We start from the raw sequence: 20,551 nt of genomic DNA on the forward strand, positions 1-20,551 counted from the left end.
CCTGACCTGGGCCTAGATCTTGGTTTCGGCCCGCGACACGGTGAGCAGCTGCCCGAGTTCGACCTTGGTCAGGTCGCGCACGGCGCCCACGCGCAGCGTGCCGAGGTGCAGCGGGCCGAACTGGCGGCGCACGAGGTCGACGACGGGGTGGCCGACGGACTCCATCATGCGGCGCACGATGCGGTTGCGGCCGGAGTGCAGGGTGAGCTCGACCAGGCTGAAGCCGTCGCCGGGAGGGCTGGTCAGGATGCGCGCCTTGTCGGCGGAGATGGGCCCGTCGTCGAGTTCGATGCCGCTCTGCAGCAGCTGGATGGTCTGCGCCGACACGCGGCCCTCGACCTTGGCGATGTAGGTCTTCAAGACCCCGAACGACGGATGCGCGAGCACGTGCGCGAGATCGCCGTCGTTGGTCAGGATCAGCAGGCCGCTCGTCATCGCGTCGAGGCGGCCCACGTTGAACAGGCGCTCCTCGAACTGGTCGGTGAACTCGCGCAGGTCGGGGCGTCCACTCTCGTCCTGCATCGACGAGACGACGCCGACGGGCTTGTTCAGCATCACGTAGCGGCGGCTGGTGTCCAGCTGCACGGCGACGTTGTCGACCATGATCAGGTCGGAGTCGGGGTGGATCCGGCGGCCCAGTTCGGTGACGACCTTGCCGTTCACGCGCACGCGGCCGGCGGCGATCATCTCCTCGGAGACCCGTCGGGACGCGACGCCCGCGGAGGCCATGACCTTCTGCAGGCGCACGCCGTCGGCGGCGGCCTCGAGATTGGTGGGTGTCCCCTGAATCCCCTGGTTGTCGGTTGTCATGACAATTCCTCAAATCCGTTCGCGCCGTCATTGAGCAACGGCGATAGGTATGGCAACTCGTCGAGCGAGTTGATTCCGAGCTGGGCTAGCAGAAGGTCTGTGGTGCCGTAATTGATCGCACCGGTCTCACTGTCGGTGAACGCTTCGGTGATCAGACCGCGGCCGAGCAGTGTGCGCACGACCGAATCCACATTAACGGCACGAATCGAGGCTACAGCCCCGCGGCTGATCGGTTGCTTGTAGGCGATCACGGCGAGGGTCTCCAGGGCCGCCTGCGAAAGCCGGCTCGGGTTCTGGGTGACCACGAAGTCGGCCACGGTCACATCGTGCTCGGGCCGCACGTAGATGCGCCAGCCGCCGGCCACCTCGCGCAGCTCGAAGCCGCGGCGCACGGTGCCGGCGAGGCCGTCGAAGTCGGCCACGAGCCGGGCGACGGATGCGCGCACCTCGCCCAGCGTGGCGTCGACGGCCGCGGCGAGCTGCAGCAGCCCCTGCGGTTCGTCGGCGACCATCAGGATGGCCTCGAGGGTGCGCTCGAGCGGGGGGCGCGGGGCATCCGTGCCCTCTGTGTTTTCTGTGTTCCCTGATCCGGGGGCGGTGTCACTGCTCATAGTCGTGTCAATGCTCATAGTCGGCTCCGAGGTTGGCGAGGGTGTCATCGGTCCAGGTCTCGGCACTCCAGTGCAGGCTGAGGTCGCCGAGCGGCACGAGCTGGTCGAAAGAGATGGCGTCGAGGCGGTACAGCTCGAGCACGGCCAGGAAACGGGCGATCACGACGCCCTTCACCTCGGCGCCCACGATCAGCTCGCGGAACGTGAGCGTGTCGGCGGCGCGCAGCATCCGTACCACGTAGGCCGCCTGTTCACGGATGCTGACCAGCGGCGCGTGCAGGTGGTCGAGCCCCACGCCGGGCAGAACCCGCGGGGTGAGTGCGAGGGCGGCCAGGGCGGCGAAGTCGCCGAGGGAGAGAGTCCAGACCAGCTCGGGAGTCTGGCGGCGGAATTTCTCCTCCAGCCGCACCGCCCGCACGTGCCGGGTGGACTCGGCGTCGAGCCGGCCCTGGAACCAGGCGCTCGCGCTCTTGAAGGCCCGGTACTGCAATAGCCGGGCGAACAGCAGGTCGCGGGCCTCGAGCAGAGCCACGTCTTCGGCGTCGACAAGCTCACCCTGCGGCAGCAGCCCGACGACCTTGAGGTCGAGCAGGGTGGCAGCGACCACCAGGAATTCGGTGGCCTGGTCGAGCTCTTCGTCCTGGTCGAGGCCGCGCAGGTAGGCGATAAACTCGTCGGTGACCCGGCTCAGGGAGATCTCGGTGATGTCGAGTTCGTGCTTGCCGATCAGGGACAGGAGCAGGTCGAACGGACCCTCGAAGTTGCCGAGGGCGACCGAAAACGACTTCGGTGCGTCTGCGTCAGGCGACGGCGCCACGCTGGATCAGTTCCCGCGCCGCCTGCTTGTAGGCCTTGGCGGCCGCGTGCTCGGGTGCGAATTCGGTGATCGGGACGCCGGCGACGCTCGCGTCGGGGAACTTGACCGTGCGGCCGATGACCGTCTCGAGCACACTGTCGCCGAACGCGTCGACGACCCTCTCGAGCACCTCGCGGGAGTGCAGGGTGCGGGAGTCGAACATGGTGGCCAGGATGCCGTCGAGTTCGATGGCCGGGTTGAGCCGGTCACGCACCTTGTCGATGGTCTCGATCAGGAGCGCCACACCGCGGAGGGCGAAAAACTCGCACTCGAGCGGAATGAGCACGCCGTGGCTGGCCGTGAGCGCGTTGACGGTGAGGATACCCAGCGACGGCTGGCAGTCGATCAGGATGACGTCGTAGTCGCCGGAGATCTTGCGCAGCACGCGGGCCAGGATCTGCTCGCGGGCGACCTCGTTGACGAGGTGCACCTCCGCGGCGGACAGGTCGATGTTGGCCGGGATGATGTCGAGGTTGTGCACCGACGTCTTCTGGATGGCGTCGTGCGGGCTGACCGAGCCGCTCAGCAGCAAGTCGTAGATGGTGGTGACGTCGTGGGTGGGCACACCGAGACCGGCGGAGAGGGCGCCTTGCGGGTCGAAGTCGATGGCCAGCACGCGGCGGCCGTAGCCGGCGAGGGCGGCACCCAGGTTGATGGTGGTCGTCGTCTTGCCGACGCCGCCCTTCTGGTTGCACAGCGAAATGATGCGCGCCGGGCCATGACTGGGCAGAACCGCGGGTTCGTCGAAGTCGCGCTTGGGTCGACCGGTCGCACCGACCGGTACCTCGTCTAAACCGGAAAGTCGTGTCCGGTCATCCTGCTTGCGCGCCACTGAGATGCCCTCGATCCGTCTTACACCTGTCACTGTCCCCACTGTAGCGATCGGATCGGGCATGTTGCGGCACGGATCGCCGAAAACCGCAGGTCTGCCGCGTGAATCCGGCGTGTCTCGGCCTGTCATCGGCCTGTCATCGGTCCGTCATCGGTCTCTGATCTGTGGAACCGGGTGAGTCACAGGCTCTTGCGTTAAGATTTTGAGGTGCCTCAGCCATTTACGCCCCTCCGAATCGCGCTCGTTTGCCTGCACACGTCCCCGGGAGCTGAGCCGGGCTCGGGCGACGCCGGGGGCATGAACGTGGTCGTGCGGCACCAGGCGGAGGCCCTCGCCTCCGCCGGCCACCACGTCGATATCCTCACCCGTCGCTCCTCCCCCGTGTCGAAGACGATGCAGTTGAGCCCCGGGGTGACGCTCCGCTTTCTCGAGGCCGGACCGGCCCGTCCCGTGCCGAAGGGCGACCACGAGGAGTTCATCGAGGCGTTCCGCGTGCAGATGGATGCGCTGGGACCCTACGACGTCATCCACTCGCACCATTGGTTCTCGGGTATGGCGGCGCTCCCGCTCGCGCGCCGCCGGGGCATCCCGCACGTGCAGAGCTTCCACAGCATCGCGGCCGACGCGTCGACGCCGTTGTCGGCCGGCGAACGCCCCGAGTCCCCCGGGCGCATGGCCGGCGAGGCCTGGCTGGCGCAGGAGTCCGATGCCCTGGTCGCAATCAGCGAGTCCGAGGCCGACACCATCGTGAAGCGGCTCGGCGGTGCGCCCGAGCGCATCTCGATCGTGCTGCCGGGGGTGGACGGGATTCTGTTCCGGCCCACGGACATCCGGAGTGTCGGTGCCGCCGCGGTCGGGGCTGCCGAACTTTCTGGACCGATCGACATCCGCGGGTACGCGATCGTCGCGGGGCGCCTGCAGCCGCTGAAGGGCCTCGACCTCGCGATCGAGGCGATCGCGGCCGTGCCGGAGCCGATCCGGCCCGAACTCGTGATCGCCGGCGACGCGTCAGCCGACTACGACGGCTATATCGACGAGCTTCGGTCCCTCGCGGCCCGGCACGGAATCGAACGCAACGTGCGTTTCGTGGGTCCGCAGTCCCGCGTGGACCTGGCCCTGCTGCTGAGCGGCGCCCGGGTCGTGCTCGTACCCTCGCACTCTGAAACGTATGGGCTCGTGGCGCTGGAAGCGGCCGCGAGCGGTGTTCCCGTCGTCGCCGCGGCGGCCGGCGGACTGCGCGAGGCGGTGCTCGACGGCGACACCGGCGTGGTGCTGGACTCGCGCGATCCGAAGGTCTGGGCCGGCGCGCTCACGCAGATTCTCTCGAACCCCGCGTTCGCCCGGCGTCTGTCGCTCGCCGCGCGCGAGCGGGCCGAGCACCTGGACTGGCCGCGGTCGGCAGAAGGCCTCGTGACCGTGTACCGGTCGCTGGTGCGCCCCGGTGCCGGCGACCGCCGCCCCTCGCTGCTCAGCGCGTGAGTCTGCTGGACGGTGTTCCCACTGTTCTGTTCGTGCACGCTCATCCCGATGACGAAACCATTGCGACGGGTGCGCTGATTGCGGAAATGGCGGCCCGGGGCATCCGGGTGTCGTTGCTGACCGCCACGCGCGGCGAGCAAGGCGAGGTCGTGCGCGGGCCGCTGTCGGTGCTCGAGGGCACGGATGCGCTCACCCGGGAACGCGAGCGGGAGCTCGCCTGCGCCGCGGCGGCCCTCGGCATCGGTTTCGCGGATCGGTTCTGGCTGGGCACGCCGCCCGCGCGCGCCGCGGGCCTCGCGCCGCGCGCGTACCGGGACTCGGGCATGACCTGGATTCGTCCGGGGCTGGCCGGGCCGGCCGACGACATCGACGGCGACGCCCTGGTGCGGGCGCCCCTGGCCGAAGTGACCGCGGATGTGGCCGCGCTGATCGGGCAGCTTCGGCCTGCCCTCGTGATCAGCTACGACAACGGTGGCGGGTACGGGCATCCGGATCACGTGCGCATGCATGAGGCGGCGCTGGCCGGCAGCCGGGCGGCGGGGGTCGCGTTTGCCGAGGTGGTGCAGGTGGGGGTGGATGGAGCCACATCGGGTGCGGGTGCGGGTGTTGCGGGTGCGGGTGCGGGTGTTGCGGGTGCGGGTGCGGGTGCGGGTGCGGGTGCGGGTGCGGGTGCGGCCGAGTGGTTCGACCTGTCGGCGCACCTCGCGACGGTCACGGCTGCCCTGCGCTGCCACGCGAGCCAGCTCACCGTCGACGAGGGCGGTGGCCACATCGTGCACTCCGGCGGGCAGCGCGAGCCGATCATCACTGTGGTGGGGCTGCGCCTGCTCTGAGGTCGGCCGCACCGACCTGCGCCCGTCTGCGGGATCTGCACTGGCTTCCGCTGGTCAGCCGCCGGCCTGGTGTGTAGCCCCTCGTGCATAACTCCTGCAAATCCTGCGGAATAGGCCCGAAAACACGGTGGAACCGGCTCCCGGCAGCCAAATTGCAGGAGTTATGCCAGGGAGGGCGCCGAGACTCCGACGGGTGACGACGCGGGTGACGGATGCCCCGCGCGGCGGACCCGGCCGCAACTGTTGCCGTTCCGGACAATTGTTGCCGGTACGCGGGCAACAGTTGTCCGGAACGGCAACAGTTAGGCGGGGTTTGGCTACGCATCCCGGACCGGCGGGGCCGCCGCAGCCCAGAGCGGGGGCAGCTCTCGACAGCCGGCGTCACGTAACCTCGGGGATAATCGCGACACGCCGCATTCGGTGGCCGCTCGACCGGCGGGTTCCGAAAAACTCCGAAGCTAGCGACGGTGACGGATGCCGATGGGCGGGTTCGAGGGCCAGGTCACCAAGTTTCGGGAGGCTCAACCACCGGCCGGGCCGCCGCAGCCGCGAGCGTGGGCGGCTCTCGGCATCCGTCGTCACGTAACTGCGGAGAAAACGCGAGACGCAGCCTTCGGTGGCTGCTCGAACGGAATATCCCGGAAAGCTCAAACGTCAGCGGCGCGCGGCGGCCCCGGTCGCCACTGTTGCCGTTCCGGACAGTTGTTGCCGGTACACGGGCAACAGTTGTCCGAAACGGGAACAGTCAGGCGGGGTTGAGCTCGTCCAGGACCGGCGGGGTCTCAACCTTCACCGCGGGGTGACTCAACCACCGGGGGGACGGAACGGGACACCCGCGCCCGCGGATGCGCCGTCGTGTACATGTCGCGCAGGGTATCCGCGGTGACGAGCGTGTAGATCTGGGTGGTGGCCACCGAGGAGTGGCCGAGCAACTCCTGCACCACGCGCACATCGGCCCCGCCCTCGAGCAGGTGCGTCGCGAAGGAGTGCCGCAGCGTGTGCGGCGAAACATGCCCCTCGAGGCCGGCGCGTTCGGCCGCGGCCCGGATGATCAACCACGCGTTCTGCCGGCTGAGCCTCTTGCCGCGAAGGCCCAGGAACAGGGCCGGCGTCGCCGGTCCACGGGCGGAGAGCAGCGGTCTCCCACGCACCAGGAACGTGTCGATGGCCGCGCGCGCGTAACTGCCGACCGGCACGATGCGCTGCTTGTCGCCCTTGCCGGTGAGGCGCACCACCTCGGGGTCGAGCACATCGTCCACATTGAGGTTGACCACCTCCGAGACGCGGGCGCCCGTGGCGTAGAGCAGCTCGAGCAGCGCCTTGTCGCGCAGGTTGTGCACCTCGTCGCCGTCGGTCGCCGCGAGCAACAGCGTGACCTGCTCGATCGAAATTGCCTTGGGCAGCCGGGTGCCGAGCTTGGGCGGCTTGGACTCGTGGGCGACATCGGTGTCGACCACGCCCTCCTCGAGCAGAAATCGGTGAAACCCGCGCACGGTCGAGAGGATGCGCGCGATCGACGCCGCCGTCAGCGGCGACTCCTCGCGGGATCCCAAGAACCGCACGTAGTCGGAGATGTGCTGCCGGGTGACGTCGGCGAGTCCGGTCAACCCGACCGCGGCAAGCCACCGGCTGTAGATGGCCAGGTCACGCCGGTAGGCGGACACCGTATTGGTGCTCAGACCGCGCTCGATCGCGACGTGCCGCAGATACGAGTCCATGGCCGCGGCGACGACCCCACCGGCAACTCCCGGTGCAGGCGGACCGCCCAAACCCGCGACGCCCCGGCCAGCAGGAACACCAGCCGCACCGCTCACACCACCAGACGAGGCCAACCGGTCACACCGTGTGGTCCCAATTGACCGGATGCCGCGGCCACGGCTCATCCGCCGCCCCGAGGGTGCTCCAGCCACGCGCGCGGGCTGCCTGGGCGGCGAGCACCCCGATCACCAGCGACGGGTTCTGCACCCGGCGGGCCAGCACGGCATCGACGCAGTCATCAAGCGGCACCCAGCGCACCTCGATGTCGGCTTCCTCCTCGGTGCGCTCGAAGATCTCCGGAGCCGCGGCGAGGCCGCGCGCCAGGTAGATGCGGATGACCTCGTTGCTGCCGCCGGGCGAGGTGGCGAACTCACCGAGCACATTCCACTCGGTGGCGACGAGGTCGGTCTCCTCGGCCAGCTCGCGCTGCGCTCCGACGAGTGGATGCTCGCCGTCTTCGTCGAGCAACCCGGCCGGCAGCTCCCAGTCGCGCGTGCGCACGGGGTGCCGGTACTGCTTGATCAGCAGCACCTGGTTGTGCTCGTCGAGGGCGAGGATCGCCACGGCGCCCGGGTGGTCCAGGTACTCGCGATTGATGCGGGAGCCGTTATAGCCGAAGGTGTCGCGGCGGACATCCCACACCTTGCCGTCGAAAACGATCGCGCTGTCCGAGACCGCCGCGAAGGCCGGCTCATCCGCCAGCGGGGCGGAGGCCGATTCGCCGGACTTCTCGGCGGTCACAGGAGCGGTCACGTTGGCGGCGGGCACAGACGGGTGGGTCACGGCTCAGGCTTCTTCCTTGGCTTCTACCTCGAACAGGCGGCTGGCCTGCTGGCGGTCCAGGGCCGCGCTGATCAGGCCACGGAATAACGGATGCGCGTGGCTGGGCCGGCTGCGCAGCTCCGGGTGCGCCTGCGTGCCCACGTAGAACGGGTGCTCCTCGCGCTTCAGCTCGACGTACTCGACCAGGTGGCGGTCGGGTGAGGTGCCCGAGAACCACAGTCCGGCATCCGCGATCTGAGAGCGGAACGCGTTGTTGACCTCGTAGCGGTGGCGGTGACGTTCGGACGCCTCGGAGGCACCGTAGAGCTCGGCCACGATGGATCCCTCGGCCAGAACGGCCGGGTAGAGACCCAGGCGCATGGTGCCACCCAGGTCGCCGCCCGCGATGATCTCGACCTGCTCTTCCATGGTCGCGACCACTGGGAACTCGGTGTCCTCGTCGAACTCCGAGGAGGATGCGCCGGTGAGGCCGGCCTTGTTGCGGGCGTATTCGATGACCATGCACTGCAGGCCAAGGCAGAGGCCGAGCACGGGGATGCCGTTCTCGCGGGCGAACTTGAGGGCGCCGAGCTTGCCCTCGATGCCGCGCACGCCGAAGCCGCCGGGAACGCAGATGCCGTCGAGCTCACCGAGCAGGCGGTTCGCGCCCTCCTCGGTCTCGCAGTCGTCGGAGGCGATCCAGGTGACTTGGACCCTGGTCTGGTTGGCGAATCCGCCGGCGCGCAGCGCTTCGGTGACCGACAGGTAGGCGTCGGGCAGGTCGATGTACTTGCCGACCAGCCCGATGGTGACGGTGTGCTGGGGCTCGCGCACGGCGTCGAGCACCTTCTGCCAACCGGTCCAGTCGACGCTGGTGACGGGCAGGCCGAGGCGGTCGGTGATGTACTTGTCCAGGCCCTGATCGTGCAGCATGGTGGGGATCTCGTAAATGCTCGGCACGTCGACCGCGTTGACCACGGCGTCTTCGTCGACGTCGCACATCAGCGCGATCTTGCGCTTGTTCGAGTCGGAGACGGGCCGGTCGCTGCGCAGCACGAGCGCATCCGGCTGGATGCCGATGGAACGCAGGGCGGCGACGGAGTGCTGGGTGGGCTTGGTCTTCTGCTCCCCCGCGGCGCCGAGGAACGGCACCAGCGAGACGTGCACGAAGAAGACGTTGTTGCGGCCGAGTTCGTGGCGCACCTGGCGTGCCGCCTCGAGGAACGGCTGGGACTCGATGTCGCCGACCGTGCCGCCGATCTCGGAGATGATCACGTCGGGGCGCAGCTCGTCGCTGGCCTGCAGGCGCATGCGGCGCTTGATCTCGTCGGTGATGTGCGGGATGACCTGCACGGTGTCGCCGAGGTACTCGCCGCGGCGTTCCTTGGCGATCACCTGCGAGTAGACCTGACCGGTCGTGACGTTCGCGGCCTGGTTGAGGTTGATGTCGAGGAACCGTTCGTAGTGTCCGATGTCCAGGTCGGTCTCAGCACCGTCGTCGGTCACGAAGACCTCGCCGTGCTGGAACGGGTTCATCGTGCCGGGGTCCACGTTGAGATAGGGGTCGAGCTTCTGCATGACCACGCGGAGACCGCTGGCCGTGAGGAGGTTGCCGAGGCTTGCCGCCGTCAGGCCCTTGCCCAAAGAAGAAACGACACCACCGGTCACAAAAATGTGTCGTGTCGTGTCGTTGCGTACTGATTCGTCCGTGCTTTTATTTTCCACCACGGGCTTCGACTCTAGCATTGAGGGCTGACCTATCGGTTGGCGCGGGCGAGGTTCATGAGCTCCCGGGCATGTTCGAGTCCGCTCGCGGAATCGGGCAGGCCGGAGAGCAGGCGGGCCATTTCGGCGGCACGCTCGTCGCCGTGCAGCTGGCGCACGCTGCTGGCGGTGACGGAGCCGTCGCTGTCCTTGACGACGCTGAGGTGGTTGCCGGCGAACGCGGCCACCTGGGCAAGGTGGGTGACCACGATCACCTGGGCGGTTTCGGCGAGCCGGGCCAGCCGGCGGCCGATCTCGATCGCCGCGGCGCCGCCCACGCCGGCGTCGACCTCGTCGAAGACGAAGGTCGGCACCGGGTCGGCCTGGTTGATGACGACCTCGATCGCAAGCATCACCCGGGACAGTTCGCCACCGGAGGCCCCGCGCGCCAGCGACCGTGGCTCCGCCCCCGCGTGCGGGCGCAGGAGAATCTTCACGAGGTCGCGTCCGGTGGCGGTCATCTCGGCCCGGCCGTCGACCTCGACCAGCAGCGACGCGTTCGGCATGGCCAGGGCGGCCAGTTCGGCTGTGACGGCCGCACCCAGGGCCTCCGCGGCAGCGCGACGGATGCCGGTGAGCTGGTCGGCGAGGCCGTCAGTCGACTGGCGTGCGGCATCCGTTTCGGTGCGGAGCGTGTCTATGCGGTCGGAGTCGCTGTCGAGTTCGAGCAGACGGGCACTGCCGGTGTCGAGAAAGTCGATGGCCTCGTCAAGGCCGCCCGCGTACTTGCGGGCCAGGCCGGTGAGCTCCGAGCGGCGCTCCTGCACGACCTCGAGTTCGCGGGCGCCATCGGCGTCGAGGCCGGCCAGGTAGCTGGAGAGCTGCGCGGCGATGTCGGCAACCAGGAAGCCGGCGTTCGCGAGTGCCTCGGCAAGGGGCGGGAGGGCCGGGTCGTGCTCCCCGGCCCGTTCGAGCTGGCGCCGGGCGGACTCGAGCAGGGCGACAGCGTCGGGCATCTCGTCGGGGTTCTCCTCCGCCGAGAGCAACTCCCGGGCCTGGGCGGCCGCGATGCGCAGCTCCTCGAGGTTGCCGAGGCGTTCGGCGCGTTCGCTGAGCGACTCGTCTTCGCCGCGCTGGGGGGCGACGAGTTCGATCTCGTCGATGGCGGCGCGCAGCGTGTCGGCCTCGCGGGCGCGCTGGTCCTGCTCGTCGACGAGTCGGTCGAGCTCACTCTGAAGGCCCTGCCAGCGGTAGTAGGCCCTCTGGAACAGGTCGAGGGTTTCGGCGAGCGTCGGCCCGGCGAAGCGGTCCAGGGCTGCAGCCTGGGCGACGGCCGAACGCAGACGCACCTGGTCGGACTGGCCGTGCACGACCACGAGGTCGCCGCCGAGGTCGCTGAGCACGCCGGCGGGGGCGCTGCGCCCGCCGACCACGGCCCGGCTGCGTCCCTCCGCGGACACCGAGCGGCTGAGGATGAGTTCGGGGCCGTCGAGGTCTCCCCCGGCGTCCCGCACGCGGGTCGCGACGGTGCCGTCGGCGGGGATCAGCCAGCGGCCCTCCACCCAGCTCTGCGACTGGCCCTGGCGCACGAGACCGGGATCGGCACGCTGGCCGAGCAGCAGGCCGAGGGCGGTGACGACCATGGTTTTGCCGGCGCCGGTCTCGCCCGTCACGGCGGTGAAGCCGGGGCCGAGCGGCAGGGTGGCCTCGGCAATGACACCGAGGTCACGGATGACGAGCTCCTCGATCATGCGGAACGCCTATTCACGGCCGACCGGGCCTCTCCAGCCCGTGACGGGCAGGTTGAATTTGTTGACCAGTCGGTCGGTGAACGGGCCGCTGTGCAGGCGGGCCAGCCGAACGGGAATCGGTGAACGGCGCACGATCACACGGGAGCCCGGCGGCAGGTCGTGCACGCGGCGACCGTCGGCGCAGAGCACCGCGGCCCCGCCGGTGCGGGCGAGCACCTCCACGGCGAGCGACGAGTCCGGGCCCACAACGAGCGGGCGGGCGAAGAGGGCGTGAGCGCTGAGCGGCACCAGCAGCAGCGCGTCGAGCGTCGGCCAGACGATCGGGCCGCCGCCCGAGAAGGCGTAGGCGGTGGAGCCCGTGGGCGTGGACATGACCACGCCGTCGCAACCGAAGGAGGAGAGCGGGCGGCCGTCGACCTCGATGACGACCTCGAGCATCCGTTCACGGCTGGATTTCTCGACTGTGGCCTCGTTCAACGCCCAGGTCTCGTAGATCACCTCATCGCCGAGCTTGACCCGAACGGCGAGGGCCATGCGTTCCTCGACCAGGTAGTCGCGCAGCAGAGCCCGGCGCACGGCCTCACCGAGGTCGTCGCGCTCGCTCTCGGCGAGGAAACCTACGTGGCCGAGGTTGATGCCGAGCAATGGGGCCGAACAGCCGCGCACGACTTCGGCGGCACGCAGGATGGTGCCGTCGCCGCCGAGCACGATCACGAGTTCGAGTTCGGTGGTCGCGACGCACTCGTGCAGGATCGCAATCTGGTCGTCGAGGTCCGGGCAGTGCGCGAGCAGGTCGGCGCGCTCGTTGCGGGCCAGCACCGGCACGGCTCCGGCGGCCAGCAGCTGCTGGCAGACGGTGACGGCGGCCTCGAGGGAATCCGTGCGGCCGGTGTGCGCGACGACGAGGATGTTGCGTGGTGCTGCACTCATTTAGTCACTCCCACCAGCGCCGTTGTGCGTTCGATCCATTCTGTCGGATTGCTGCCGACCGCGCTCGACAGCCAGCACAGGTACTCGCGATTTCCGGCGCCGCCGGCGATGGGCGAGGCGATCAAACCGTTCGTCTTGAGGCCGAGATCCCACGCCGCCCAGAGCACACCGGCAATCGCGTCGGCGCGGAGGCCCGGATCGTGCACGACGCCCTCGCGGATGCTGCCCTTGCCGACCTCGAATTGCGGCTTGATCAGCAGCACGAAGTCGGCACCGTCGGCGGCGGACGCCACCAGGGCCGGAAGCACGGTGGTCAGGGAGATGAAGGACAGGTCTCCCACGACCAGGTCCACCCGCTGCGGCACCCCGGAGGCGGCCGCGATCTTCTCGGCCGTGGCGTAGCGCAGGTTGAACCCCTCGACCAGCACGAGTCGCGGCTCGGTCGCCAGCTGAGGGGCCAGTTGCCCATGCCCCACATCCACCCCGATGACCTGGCCGGCGCCGCGTTCGAGCAGCACCTGGCTGAAGCCGCCCGTGGACACTCCGGCGTCGAGCACCGTGCGGCCCAGGGCCGGAACCGCGAAGGCGTCGAGGGCGGCGATGAGCTTGTGGGCGCCGCGGCTGACGTAGTGGTCGGTGGCCGCCACCTCGATCAGCTGGGTGTCCCGCACCTTGGCGGATGCCTTGACGACGGGCGTGCCGTCGACCGTGACCAGTCCGCCCACGATCAGCTGCGCGGCGACGGTGCGGGACCGGGCCAGACCGCGCTCGGCGACGGCCGAGTCGAGGCGCTGGTGGGGCATCCGCTCGCCGGCAACGCCGGGGTCGCTGGGGTCGCTGGCACTGGTGTCGGGGGCGACGTCATCGGGGGCGCCCATCGGGGTTCCGTCGACGTCGGTCATGGGTGGCTCGCCCGGGGAACGTCTCCACCTTCGAGGTGGCCCCGCAGCCCGTCGTGCTCCTGAACGTACGCGGCGGCGCGCTCCTCGAGGGGCCGGTCTTCGATCGCGGCGAGCCGCGCGGGAAGATCCTGGGTTACGTCGTCCGTCGTCACGTGGGGCTGATTCACCCTCTCCACGTTACCGTCCGAGATACAGTCGCTCCGGAACAGTGAGCCCGTAGATGGGCCGACCGGATGCCCAGATCACGGCGCAGGCGGCGCGGAGCAGGTTGATCGCCCCGTCACCCTCGGCCACGATCGTGACGTCGGCGCCGACAATGCGCACCGTCGCCCCGTTCACCGTGGCGGAGGAGCCGTCCTTGGAGAACACCGTCTGCGGGTAAGGCTCGTGCAGCTGGCGCAGGTCGTCGAGGATATACGTCGGCCGCGACTTGGCGTCGGCGGCCAGGGTCTGCTTGGCCTTGTCGATGCCGGTGAGCACCAGCGCGGCCGGAATGCCGGCCCGGTTCGCGCCGAGGATGTCGGTGTCGAGGCGGTCGCCGATGAACAGGGGTGCCTGCGCCTCGAAGCGGGTGACGGCCTCGGTGAAGATGGCCACCTCGGGCTTGCCGGCCACGATCGGCAGGCGACCGACGGCGCTGTGCACGGCGGAGACGAGGGTGCCGTTGCCGGGCGCGATCCCCCGGGCCACCGGGATGGTCCAGTCGGTGTTCGTGGCGATCCACGGGATCTCCACGCCATCCTCGTTCGGGTGCAGGGCGAACGCGGCCTCGGCCAGGTCCTTCCAGCCGAGGTCGGGCGAGAAGCCCTGGATCACGGCCGCCGGAGCGTCATCCGCCGAGCGGGTGACGACGAAGCCACCCTTTTCAACCTCGGTCAGAAGACCTTCGCCGCCGATCACGAGGATGCGCGAGCCGGCCGGCACCTCATCCGCGAGCAGACGCACGGCGGCCTGCGGTGAGGTCACGACATCCGTCGCCACCGTGTGCAGGCCCAGTTCGGAGAGGTGGTCCGCCACGGACTGGTCGGTGCGGGACGCGTTGTTGGTGAGGTAGCCGACCCGCACGGTTTCCGCCGCACGGTTCAGGCTCTCGACCGCGAACGGGATGGCCGCTGGACCGGCGTAGACCACGCCGTCCAGGTCGGCCAGAACCACGTCGACGCCGGTGAGCGGGGTGACCGGCTCAGGCACGCGGCGACGCCTGAGCATCGTGCTCCGCCTCGTCGGTGGAGTCGTCGGCGTCATTCGCGGACTCTTCGTCGGAGACGTCAGTCGCGTCGTCGTCGTCGGTGGAGTCGTCGGCGTCATTCGCGGACTCTTCGTCGGAGACGTCAGTCGCGTCGTCGTCGTCGGTGGAGTCGTCGGTGTCGGTGTCGGTGTCGGTGTCGTCGGACTCTTCCTCGTCGGACTCCTCCTCGTCGATCTCGAGGATCTCCATGGTCTCGTCGAAATCGGTCACGCCGGACACGGCAGCGTCGGCCCGTTCGGCCCGCTCGTTCCACAGTTCGGCCTCGTCGTCGCGGCCCAGCTCGCCGAGAACCTCGGCGTAGGCGGCGAACAGCTCGGCGCTGTAGGAGAACGCGGTCTTCGGGTCCAGCTGCGGGATCTCCAGCTCGCTGAGCGCAGCCTCGGTCTCGCCGAGGTCCAGACGCGCCCCGGACATGGCGATCGCCAGGGCAACCTGAACGGATGCCGGCAGCGAGGCGCGCTCGACGGAGCGTCCCAGCTCGAGCGCCCGGTCCGGGCGGCCCACGCCGCGCTCACTGTCCACCATCAGCGCAAGCTGATCGTTGGAACCGGAGATGCGGCGATAGGTGCGCAGTTCCCGCAGCGCCAGGGCGAAGTCGCCCGTGGCGTAGGCGGTGATTGCGAGGCTCTCGCGCACCACGGCGATCCGGCCGGCACGACGGGCAGCCGACAGGACGTGGCGGTGAGCCAGCTCGGGGTCTTCGTCGATGACGCGGGCGGCCATGGCCAAGTGGCGGCCGACGGCCTCGGCGTTGTCCTTGCTGAGGGTCTTGAGCTCGTTGCGGGCGATCCGGTCGAGGTCCTGCGACGTGATGTCGTCGGGCAGCTCGGGGTCGTCGTGGCGCGGGCGCACCGAACGAAGCTCACGCTGCATGCGCTGCTCTTCGGTCATCTCCTCTTCGACGACACGGGCATCGCGGTCACCGCGGGCCGGGGCACCGTCACGGGTCCACAGCTTCTTACCGGCGTCTCCGCGCGGAGCTCCGGCACGGTTCGGCGAACCGCCGCGCTGGGTCCAGGGCTTCTCGCCACCCTGCTGCGGGCGATCGGTGCGCTCGGGACGGGCGCCGTCCTTGGCCCAGGGCTTGCGCTCCCCGCCGCCGGAGGAGCGATCGGAGTTGCCCCGGTGCGGGGGACGCTCGCCGCCCTGCGGGCGATCGGAGTTGCCCCGGTACGGGGGACGCTCGCCGCCCTGCGGGCGATCGGGATTGCCCCGGTAGCCACCGGTAGAGGGACGGTCCGAATTGCCACGGTAAGGGGGACGCTCACCCTGCTGCGGACGGTCGGAATTGCCACGGTAGGAAGGACGCTCACCCTGCTGCGGACGGTCGGAATTGCCACGGTAAGGAGGACGCTCGCCACCCTGCGGGCGTTCAGAGTTGCCCCGGTAGCCACCGGCAGAGGGACGGTCCGAATTGCCACGATAAGGGGGACGCTCGCCACCCTGCTGCGGACGCTCGGAGTTGCCACGATAAGGGGGACGTTCACCATCACGCTGGGGACGGTCAGTATTGCCACGGTAACCACCCGTGGCCGGGCGGTCGGAGTTGCCGCGATAGGGAGGACGCTGACCATCACGCTGCGGACGCTCGGTATCGCCACGGTACGAAGGACGCTCGCCACCGTTGGCCGGACGCTCGGAATTTGCACGGTAACCGCCCGTGGAGGGACGATCGGAGTTCCCGCGGTAGGGAGGACGCTCGCCTCCCTGCTTCGGACGCTCGGAATTACCGCGGTAAGGGGGACGCTCACCGTCACGCTGCGGACGGTCGGACCGGCCCTGGTAACCCCCGTTGGAACGACGATCGTCTCGTCCGCCGTCGCGTGATTCGTTATCGTGCGTTCCTGAAGGGCTCACTGTGTCTCCTGTGTAATTTGACCTGTCATTTCGACAGACCTATCAACAGTAACTCAACGCCAAATGACCACCCGTCTGGGAGGCCATTTTGGTTGATTCTGAATCGAGTCCGGCGGTGTCATACCGGGTCGCGGCGAGTGTCCCTCTCCGGTCGAGAGTGGTGGCTCTACCGGGCACTTTCGACCGGAATGAAGACATTCACTCTCGCTCACCACATGGAAGTCACCTCGAGGGGTGGCCAACTGTCGTTGGTGCAGGTGTGCCCTCCCACGGGGTGGTGTGGTTCGTGGCGCAAGGTGTGGAGGTGGACGCACGGTATGGAGGTGGGCGCAGGTAGAGCGTGCGCCGCGGGGCGGCTTGGCCAGGGCCCGTGTGTGTGTGGCTAACTCAGGACATCTGTTGCCCGCAGTAGACGGCCGCCGCGGGTTAGTGCGGCATTGGTGCGGATGCCCGGCACGGCCCGGTTGGATCTCCTGAGTTGGCCACGACCGCTGCCGGATGTGCGCCGCGGGGTGGGGGTGGTGCGCGCTTGGTTTGTGTGGGTTCGGCTGGTGTACCGCGGGGTCGTGTGCGCCGGTGAACGGTTGGGGCGGGGCTGTCGCAGTTGGTGGGCGCCGGGGTGGTGGTTAACGCACAATGGCCACCCGTTGGGGTGGCCATTGTGTGTGTTGCTACGTTGAGTCCGGCGGTGTCCTACTCTCCCACAGGGTCCCCCCTGCAGTACCATCGGCGCTGAGAGTCTTAGCTTCCGGGTTCGGAATGTGACCGGGCGTTTCCCTCTCGCTATAGCCGCCGAAACATCTTTCGATGAATCGAATCTATATTTTTTAGTTATAGAGCCCTCAGTGTTTATGAGTCACCGTGGGGCGTTGTTCTCGACCGTACATCGAGAACCACATAGTGGACGCTTGCAGCTTATTCAAACTGGTGTGTTATCAAATTATTGGCTTATTAGTACCGGTCAGCTCCGAGGGTCTTTAGTCCCCTCTTCCACATCCGGCCTATCAACGCAGTAGTCTAGCTGCGAGCCTCTCCCCCGAAGGGATGGAAATCTCATCTCGAAGCCGGCTTCCCGCTTAGATGCTTTCAGCGGTTATCCGTTCCGAACGTAGCTAATCAGCGGTGCTCCTGGCGGAACAACTGACACACCAGAGGTTCGTCCATCCCGGTCCTCTCGTACTAGGGATAGATCTTCTCAAATTTCCTGCGCGCGCAGCGGATAGGGACCGAACTGTCTCACGACGTTCTAAACCCAGCTCGCGTACCGCTTTAATGGGCGAACAGCCCAACCCTTGGGACCTACTCCAGCCCCAGGATGCGACGAGCCGACATCGAGGTGCCAAACCATGCCGTCGATATGGACTCTTGGGCAAGATCAGCCTGTTATCCCCGAGGTACCTTTTATCCGTTGAGCGACAGCGCTTCCACAAGCCACTGCCGGATCACTAGTCCCGACTTTCGTCCCTGCTCGACTTGTCAGTCTCACAGTCAAGCTCCCTTGTGCACTTACACTCGACACCTGATTGCCAACCAGGTTGAGGGAACCTTTGGGCGCCTCCGTTACTTTTTAGGAGGCAACCGCCCCAGTTAAACTACCCACCAGGCACTGTCCCTGAACCGGATCACGGTTCGAAGTTAGATATCCAATATGACCAGAGTGGTATTTCAACGTTGACTCCACCTGAACTAGCGTCCAAGCTTCACAGTCTCCCACCTATCCTACACAAGCCACACCGAACACCAATACCAAGCTGTAGTAAAGGTCACGGGGTCTTTCCGTCCTGCTGCGCGTAACGAGCATCTTTACTCGTAATGCAATTTCGCCGAGTTCGCGGTTGAGACAGCTGGGAAGTCGTTACGCCATTCGTGCAGGTCGGAACTTACCCGACAAGGAATTTCGCTACCTTAGGATGGTTATAGTTACCACCGCCGTTTACTGGGGCTTAAATTCTCAGCTTCGCCTTGCGGCTAACCGTTCCTCTTAACCTTCCAGCACCGGGCAGGCGTCAGTCCGTATACATCGTCTTGCGACTTGGCACGGACCTGTGTTTTTAGTAAACAGTCGCTTCCCACTGGTCTCTGCGGCCTTCGAACGCTCCAGGAGTAAATCCCTTCACGCCTCAGGCCCCCCTTCTCCCGAAGTTACGGGGGCATTTTGCCGAGTTCCTTAACCACGATTCTCTCGATCTCCTTAGTATTCTCTACCTGATCACCTGAGTCGGTTTGGGGTACGGGTGACTAAAACCTCGCGTCGATGCTTTTCTTGGCAGCATAGGATCACTGATTTCGTCCGTGAGGACTACCCATCGGGTCTCAACCTTCATGAGAGACGGATTTGCCTATCTCTCGGCCTACATCCTTAGACCGGGACAACCATCGCCCGGCTCAGCTACCTTCCTGCGTCACACCTGTTAATACGCTAACCGCACCAGCATAGGGTCGCACGCTAGGCCCCACGCTTCACCCCGAAGGGATCCATCTAGAGGATTCAGATGCTTAGCATTACTGGATTAGTTTGGGCGGTTTTTCGCCAGTACGGGAATATAAACCCGTTGTCCATCGACTACGCCTGTCGGCCTCGCCTTAGGTCCCGACTTACCCAGGGCGGATTAGCCTGGCCCTGGAAACCTTGATCTTTCGGAGGACGGGTTTCTCACCCGTCTTTCGCTACTCATGCCTGCATTCTCACTCGTGTAGCCTCCACGGCTGGTTTACACCGCCGCTTCGCTGGCCACACGACGCTCTCCTACCCATCAACACGGCTGAACCAACACCACAAGGGTGCGGCTTACCAAAAATATCAATGCCACAACTTCGGTGGCGTGCTTGAGCCCCGTTACATTGTCGGCGCGGAATCACTTGACCAGTGAGCTATTACGCACTCTTTCAAGGGTGGCTGCTTCTAAGCCAACCTCCTGGTTGTCTGTGCAACTCCACATCCTTTCCCACTTAGCACGCGCTTTGGGACCTTAGTTGGTGGTCTGGGTTGTTTCCCTCTCGACGATGAAGCTTATCCCCCACCGTCTCACTGCTGCGCTCTCACTTACCGGCATTCGGAGTTTGGCTGACGTCAGTAAGCTTTTAGGCCCCATCGGCCATCCAGTAGCTCTACCTCCGGCAAGAAACACGCAACGCTGCACCTAAATGCATTTCGGAGAGAACCAGCTATCACGAAGTTTGATTGGCCTTTCACCCCTATCCACAGCTCATCCCCTCCATTTTCAACTGAAGTGGGTTCGGTCCTCCACGACGTCTTACCGTCGCTTCAACCTGGCCATGGATAGATCACTTCGCTTCGGGTCTAGGACATGCGACTGAATCGCCCTATTCAGACTCGCTTTCGCTACGCATTCCCCTCTCGGGTTAAGCTCGCCACATATCACTAACTCGCAGGCTCATTCTTCAAAAGGCACGCTGTCACCAGAAATCCGCACCACGAATGGCACAGCCTGGCTCCAACGGTTTGTAAGCAAACGGTTTCAGGTACTATTTCACTCCCCTCCCGGGGTACTTTTCACCTTTCCCTCACGGTACTTGTTCACTATCGGTCATGTAGGAGNCAAAGCTGGCTCCAACGGTTTGTAAGCAAACGGTTTCAGGTACTATTTCACTCCCCTCCCGGGGTACTTTTCACCTTTCCCTCACGGTACTTGTTCACTATCGGTCATGTAGGAGTATTTAGGCTTATCAGGTGGTCCTGACGGATTCACACGGGATTTCTCGGGCCCCGTGCTACTTGGGATACTCTTCGGGCGATTGCTGCATTTCGACTACGGGGTTCGCACCCTCTATGACCAGGCTTTCAATCCTGTTCGTCTATACAACGCTCTAACCCTCACTGTTCGGCAGAATCAGCAGAAAAGTCCCGCAACCCCGACCATGCAACGCCTGCCGGCTATCACACATGATCGGTTTAGCCTCATCCGGTTTCGCTCGCCACTACTAACGGAATCACTATTGTTTTCTCTTCCTGTGGGTACTGAGATGTTTCACTTCCCCACGTTCCCTCTACCCGCCCTATATATTCAGGCGGGAGTCACCAGGTCACCCAAAGGGCCTGGCGGGGTTTCCCCATTCGGAAATCCTCGGATCACAGTTCGTTTATCAACTCCCCGAGGCTTATCGCAGATTACTACGTCCTTCTTCGGCTCTACATGCCAAGGCATTCACCGTTTGCTCTTAGAAATTTGAAATCACATGAGTTTGAATCGATTAAG

General features: G+C 66.5%; 16 protein-coding genes and 2 rRNA genes. 3 read left to right on the top strand and 15 right to left on the bottom strand.

All coding sequences use genetic code 11. From position 1 onward, the window contains the following. Positions 1 to 12: 12 nt before the first annotated feature. The 4 genes from E3O47_RS12495 to E3O47_RS12510 are packed head-to-tail and all read right to left on the bottom strand — an operon-like array spanning position 13 to position 3,109. On the bottom strand, positions 13 to 810 hold the full coding sequence (locus E3O47_RS12495) for a pseudouridine synthase (protein WP_104100394.1): 798 nt from the start codon (positions 808 to 810) through the stop codon (positions 13 to 15). Further along, on the bottom strand, positions 807 to 1,439 hold the full coding sequence (locus tag E3O47_RS12500) for an SMC-Scp complex subunit ScpB (RefSeq protein ID WP_134420735.1): 633 nt from the start codon (positions 1,437 to 1,439) through the stop codon (positions 807 to 809). The genes E3O47_RS12495 and E3O47_RS12500 overlap by 4 nt, the downstream gene beginning before the upstream one ends. Further along, positions 1,429 to 2,238, bottom strand: a complete 810-nt coding sequence (locus E3O47_RS12505; protein ID WP_134373093.1) for a ScpA family protein — start codon at positions 2,236 to 2,238, stop codon at positions 1,429 to 1,431. The genes E3O47_RS12500 and E3O47_RS12505 overlap by 11 nt, the downstream gene beginning before the upstream one ends. Continuing rightward, positions 2,222 to 3,109: a ParA family protein gene (locus tag E3O47_RS12510; protein WP_233191344.1), complete on the bottom strand. Its 888-nt coding sequence runs from the start codon at positions 3,107 to 3,109 to the stop codon at positions 2,222 to 2,224. The genes E3O47_RS12505 and E3O47_RS12510 overlap by 17 nt, the downstream gene beginning before the upstream one ends. Before the next feature lie 207 nt (positions 3,110 to 3,316). Here E3O47_RS12510 and E3O47_RS12515 point away from each other — a divergent pair, with 207 nt between their 5' ends. Beyond that, complete coding sequence (locus E3O47_RS12515) at positions 3,317 to 4,588, top strand: glycosyltransferase (RefSeq protein WP_241985986.1); 1,272 nt, start codon at positions 3,317 to 3,319, stop codon at positions 4,586 to 4,588. Continuing rightward, the gene (locus E3O47_RS12520) at positions 4,585 to 5,421 is read left to right on the top strand and encodes a PIG-L family deacetylase (RefSeq protein ID WP_166785392.1); all 837 of its coding nucleotides are present in this window, start codon (positions 4,585 to 4,587) and stop codon (positions 5,419 to 5,421) included. Before E3O47_RS12515 ends, E3O47_RS12520 begins: the two co-directional genes overlap by 4 nt. A gap of 782 nt (positions 5,422 to 6,203) precedes the next feature. On the opposite strand, the gene xerD is transcribed toward E3O47_RS12520, so the two are convergent. From xerD to E3O47_RS12560, 9 genes are all read right to left on the bottom strand, one after another. After that, the gene (gene xerD / locus E3O47_RS12525) at positions 6,204 to 7,139 is read right to left on the bottom strand and encodes a site-specific tyrosine recombinase XerD (RefSeq protein ID WP_134420761.1); all 936 of its coding nucleotides are present in this window, start codon (positions 7,137 to 7,139) and stop codon (positions 6,204 to 6,206) included. A gap of 118 nt (positions 7,140 to 7,257) precedes the next feature. Beyond that, positions 7,258 to 7,881 (bottom strand): NUDIX hydrolase, encoded by a 624-nt coding sequence (locus tag E3O47_RS12530; protein WP_174720203.1) that lies wholly within the window; start codon positions 7,879 to 7,881, stop codon positions 7,258 to 7,260. 84 nt (positions 7,882 to 7,965) lie between these two features. Continuing rightward, positions 7,966 to 9,687 (bottom strand): CTP synthase, encoded by a 1,722-nt coding sequence (locus tag E3O47_RS12535; RefSeq protein ID WP_134420739.1) that lies wholly within the window; start codon positions 9,685 to 9,687, stop codon positions 7,966 to 7,968. 11 nt (positions 9,688 to 9,698) lie between these two features. After that, on the bottom strand, positions 9,699 to 11,396 hold the full coding sequence (gene recN / locus E3O47_RS12540) for a DNA repair protein RecN (protein WP_134420741.1): 1,698 nt from the start codon (positions 11,394 to 11,396) through the stop codon (positions 9,699 to 9,701). Between the two features lie 9 nt (positions 11,397 to 11,405). Then, positions 11,406 to 12,326: an NAD kinase gene (locus E3O47_RS12545; protein WP_104100385.1), complete on the bottom strand. Its 921-nt coding sequence runs from the start codon at positions 12,324 to 12,326 to the stop codon at positions 11,406 to 11,408. Further along, positions 12,323 to 13,129 carry a TlyA family RNA methyltransferase gene (locus tag E3O47_RS12550; protein WP_134341968.1) on the bottom strand — a complete coding sequence of 269 codons (807 nt, stop codon included), beginning with the start codon at positions 13,127 to 13,129 and terminating at the stop codon, positions 12,323 to 12,325. The genes E3O47_RS12545 and E3O47_RS12550 overlap by 4 nt, the downstream gene beginning before the upstream one ends. Positions 13,130 to 13,224: 95 nt before the next feature. Then, positions 13,225 to 13,395 carry a hypothetical protein gene (locus E3O47_RS16050; RefSeq protein WP_158250237.1) on the bottom strand — a complete coding sequence of 57 codons (171 nt, stop codon included), beginning with the start codon at positions 13,393 to 13,395 and terminating at the stop codon, positions 13,225 to 13,227. Positions 13,396 to 13,405: 10 nt separating this feature from the next. After that, positions 13,406 to 14,437, bottom strand: a complete 1,032-nt coding sequence (locus E3O47_RS12555; RefSeq protein ID WP_134401395.1) for an HAD-IIA family hydrolase — start codon at positions 14,435 to 14,437, stop codon at positions 13,406 to 13,408. Next, positions 14,412 to 15,350: a hypothetical protein gene (locus tag E3O47_RS12560; RefSeq protein ID WP_241976806.1), complete on the bottom strand. Its 939-nt coding sequence runs from the start codon at positions 15,348 to 15,350 to the stop codon at positions 14,412 to 14,414. The genes E3O47_RS12555 and E3O47_RS12560 overlap by 26 nt, the downstream gene beginning before the upstream one ends. Between E3O47_RS12560 and E3O47_RS12565 the strand changes: the two genes are divergently transcribed. Beyond that, positions 15,315 to 16,304: a hypothetical protein gene (locus tag E3O47_RS12565; protein WP_134420743.1), complete on the top strand. Its 990-nt coding sequence runs from the start codon at positions 15,315 to 15,317 to the stop codon at positions 16,302 to 16,304. The two genes, E3O47_RS12560 and E3O47_RS12565, sit on opposite strands and share 36 nt — an antisense overlap. 710 nt (positions 16,305 to 17,014) lie before the next feature. Here the strand turns inward: E3O47_RS12565 and rrf are convergent. After that, positions 17,015 to 17,131: ribosomal RNA gene (rrf, locus tag E3O47_RS12570) — 5S ribosomal RNA — on the bottom strand. Positions 17,132 to 17,265: 134 nt separating this feature from the next. After that, a 23S ribosomal RNA gene (locus tag E3O47_RS12575) occupies positions 17,266 to 20,527 on the bottom strand. Between the last annotated feature and the right edge of the window lie 24 nt (positions 20,528 to 20,551).

Origin of the sequence: Cryobacterium sp. TMT2-17-1 (genome assembly GCF_004402765.1) — a bacterium.
Lineage (GTDB): Bacteria > Actinomycetota > Actinomycetes > Actinomycetales > Microbacteriaceae > Cryobacterium > Cryobacterium sandaracinum.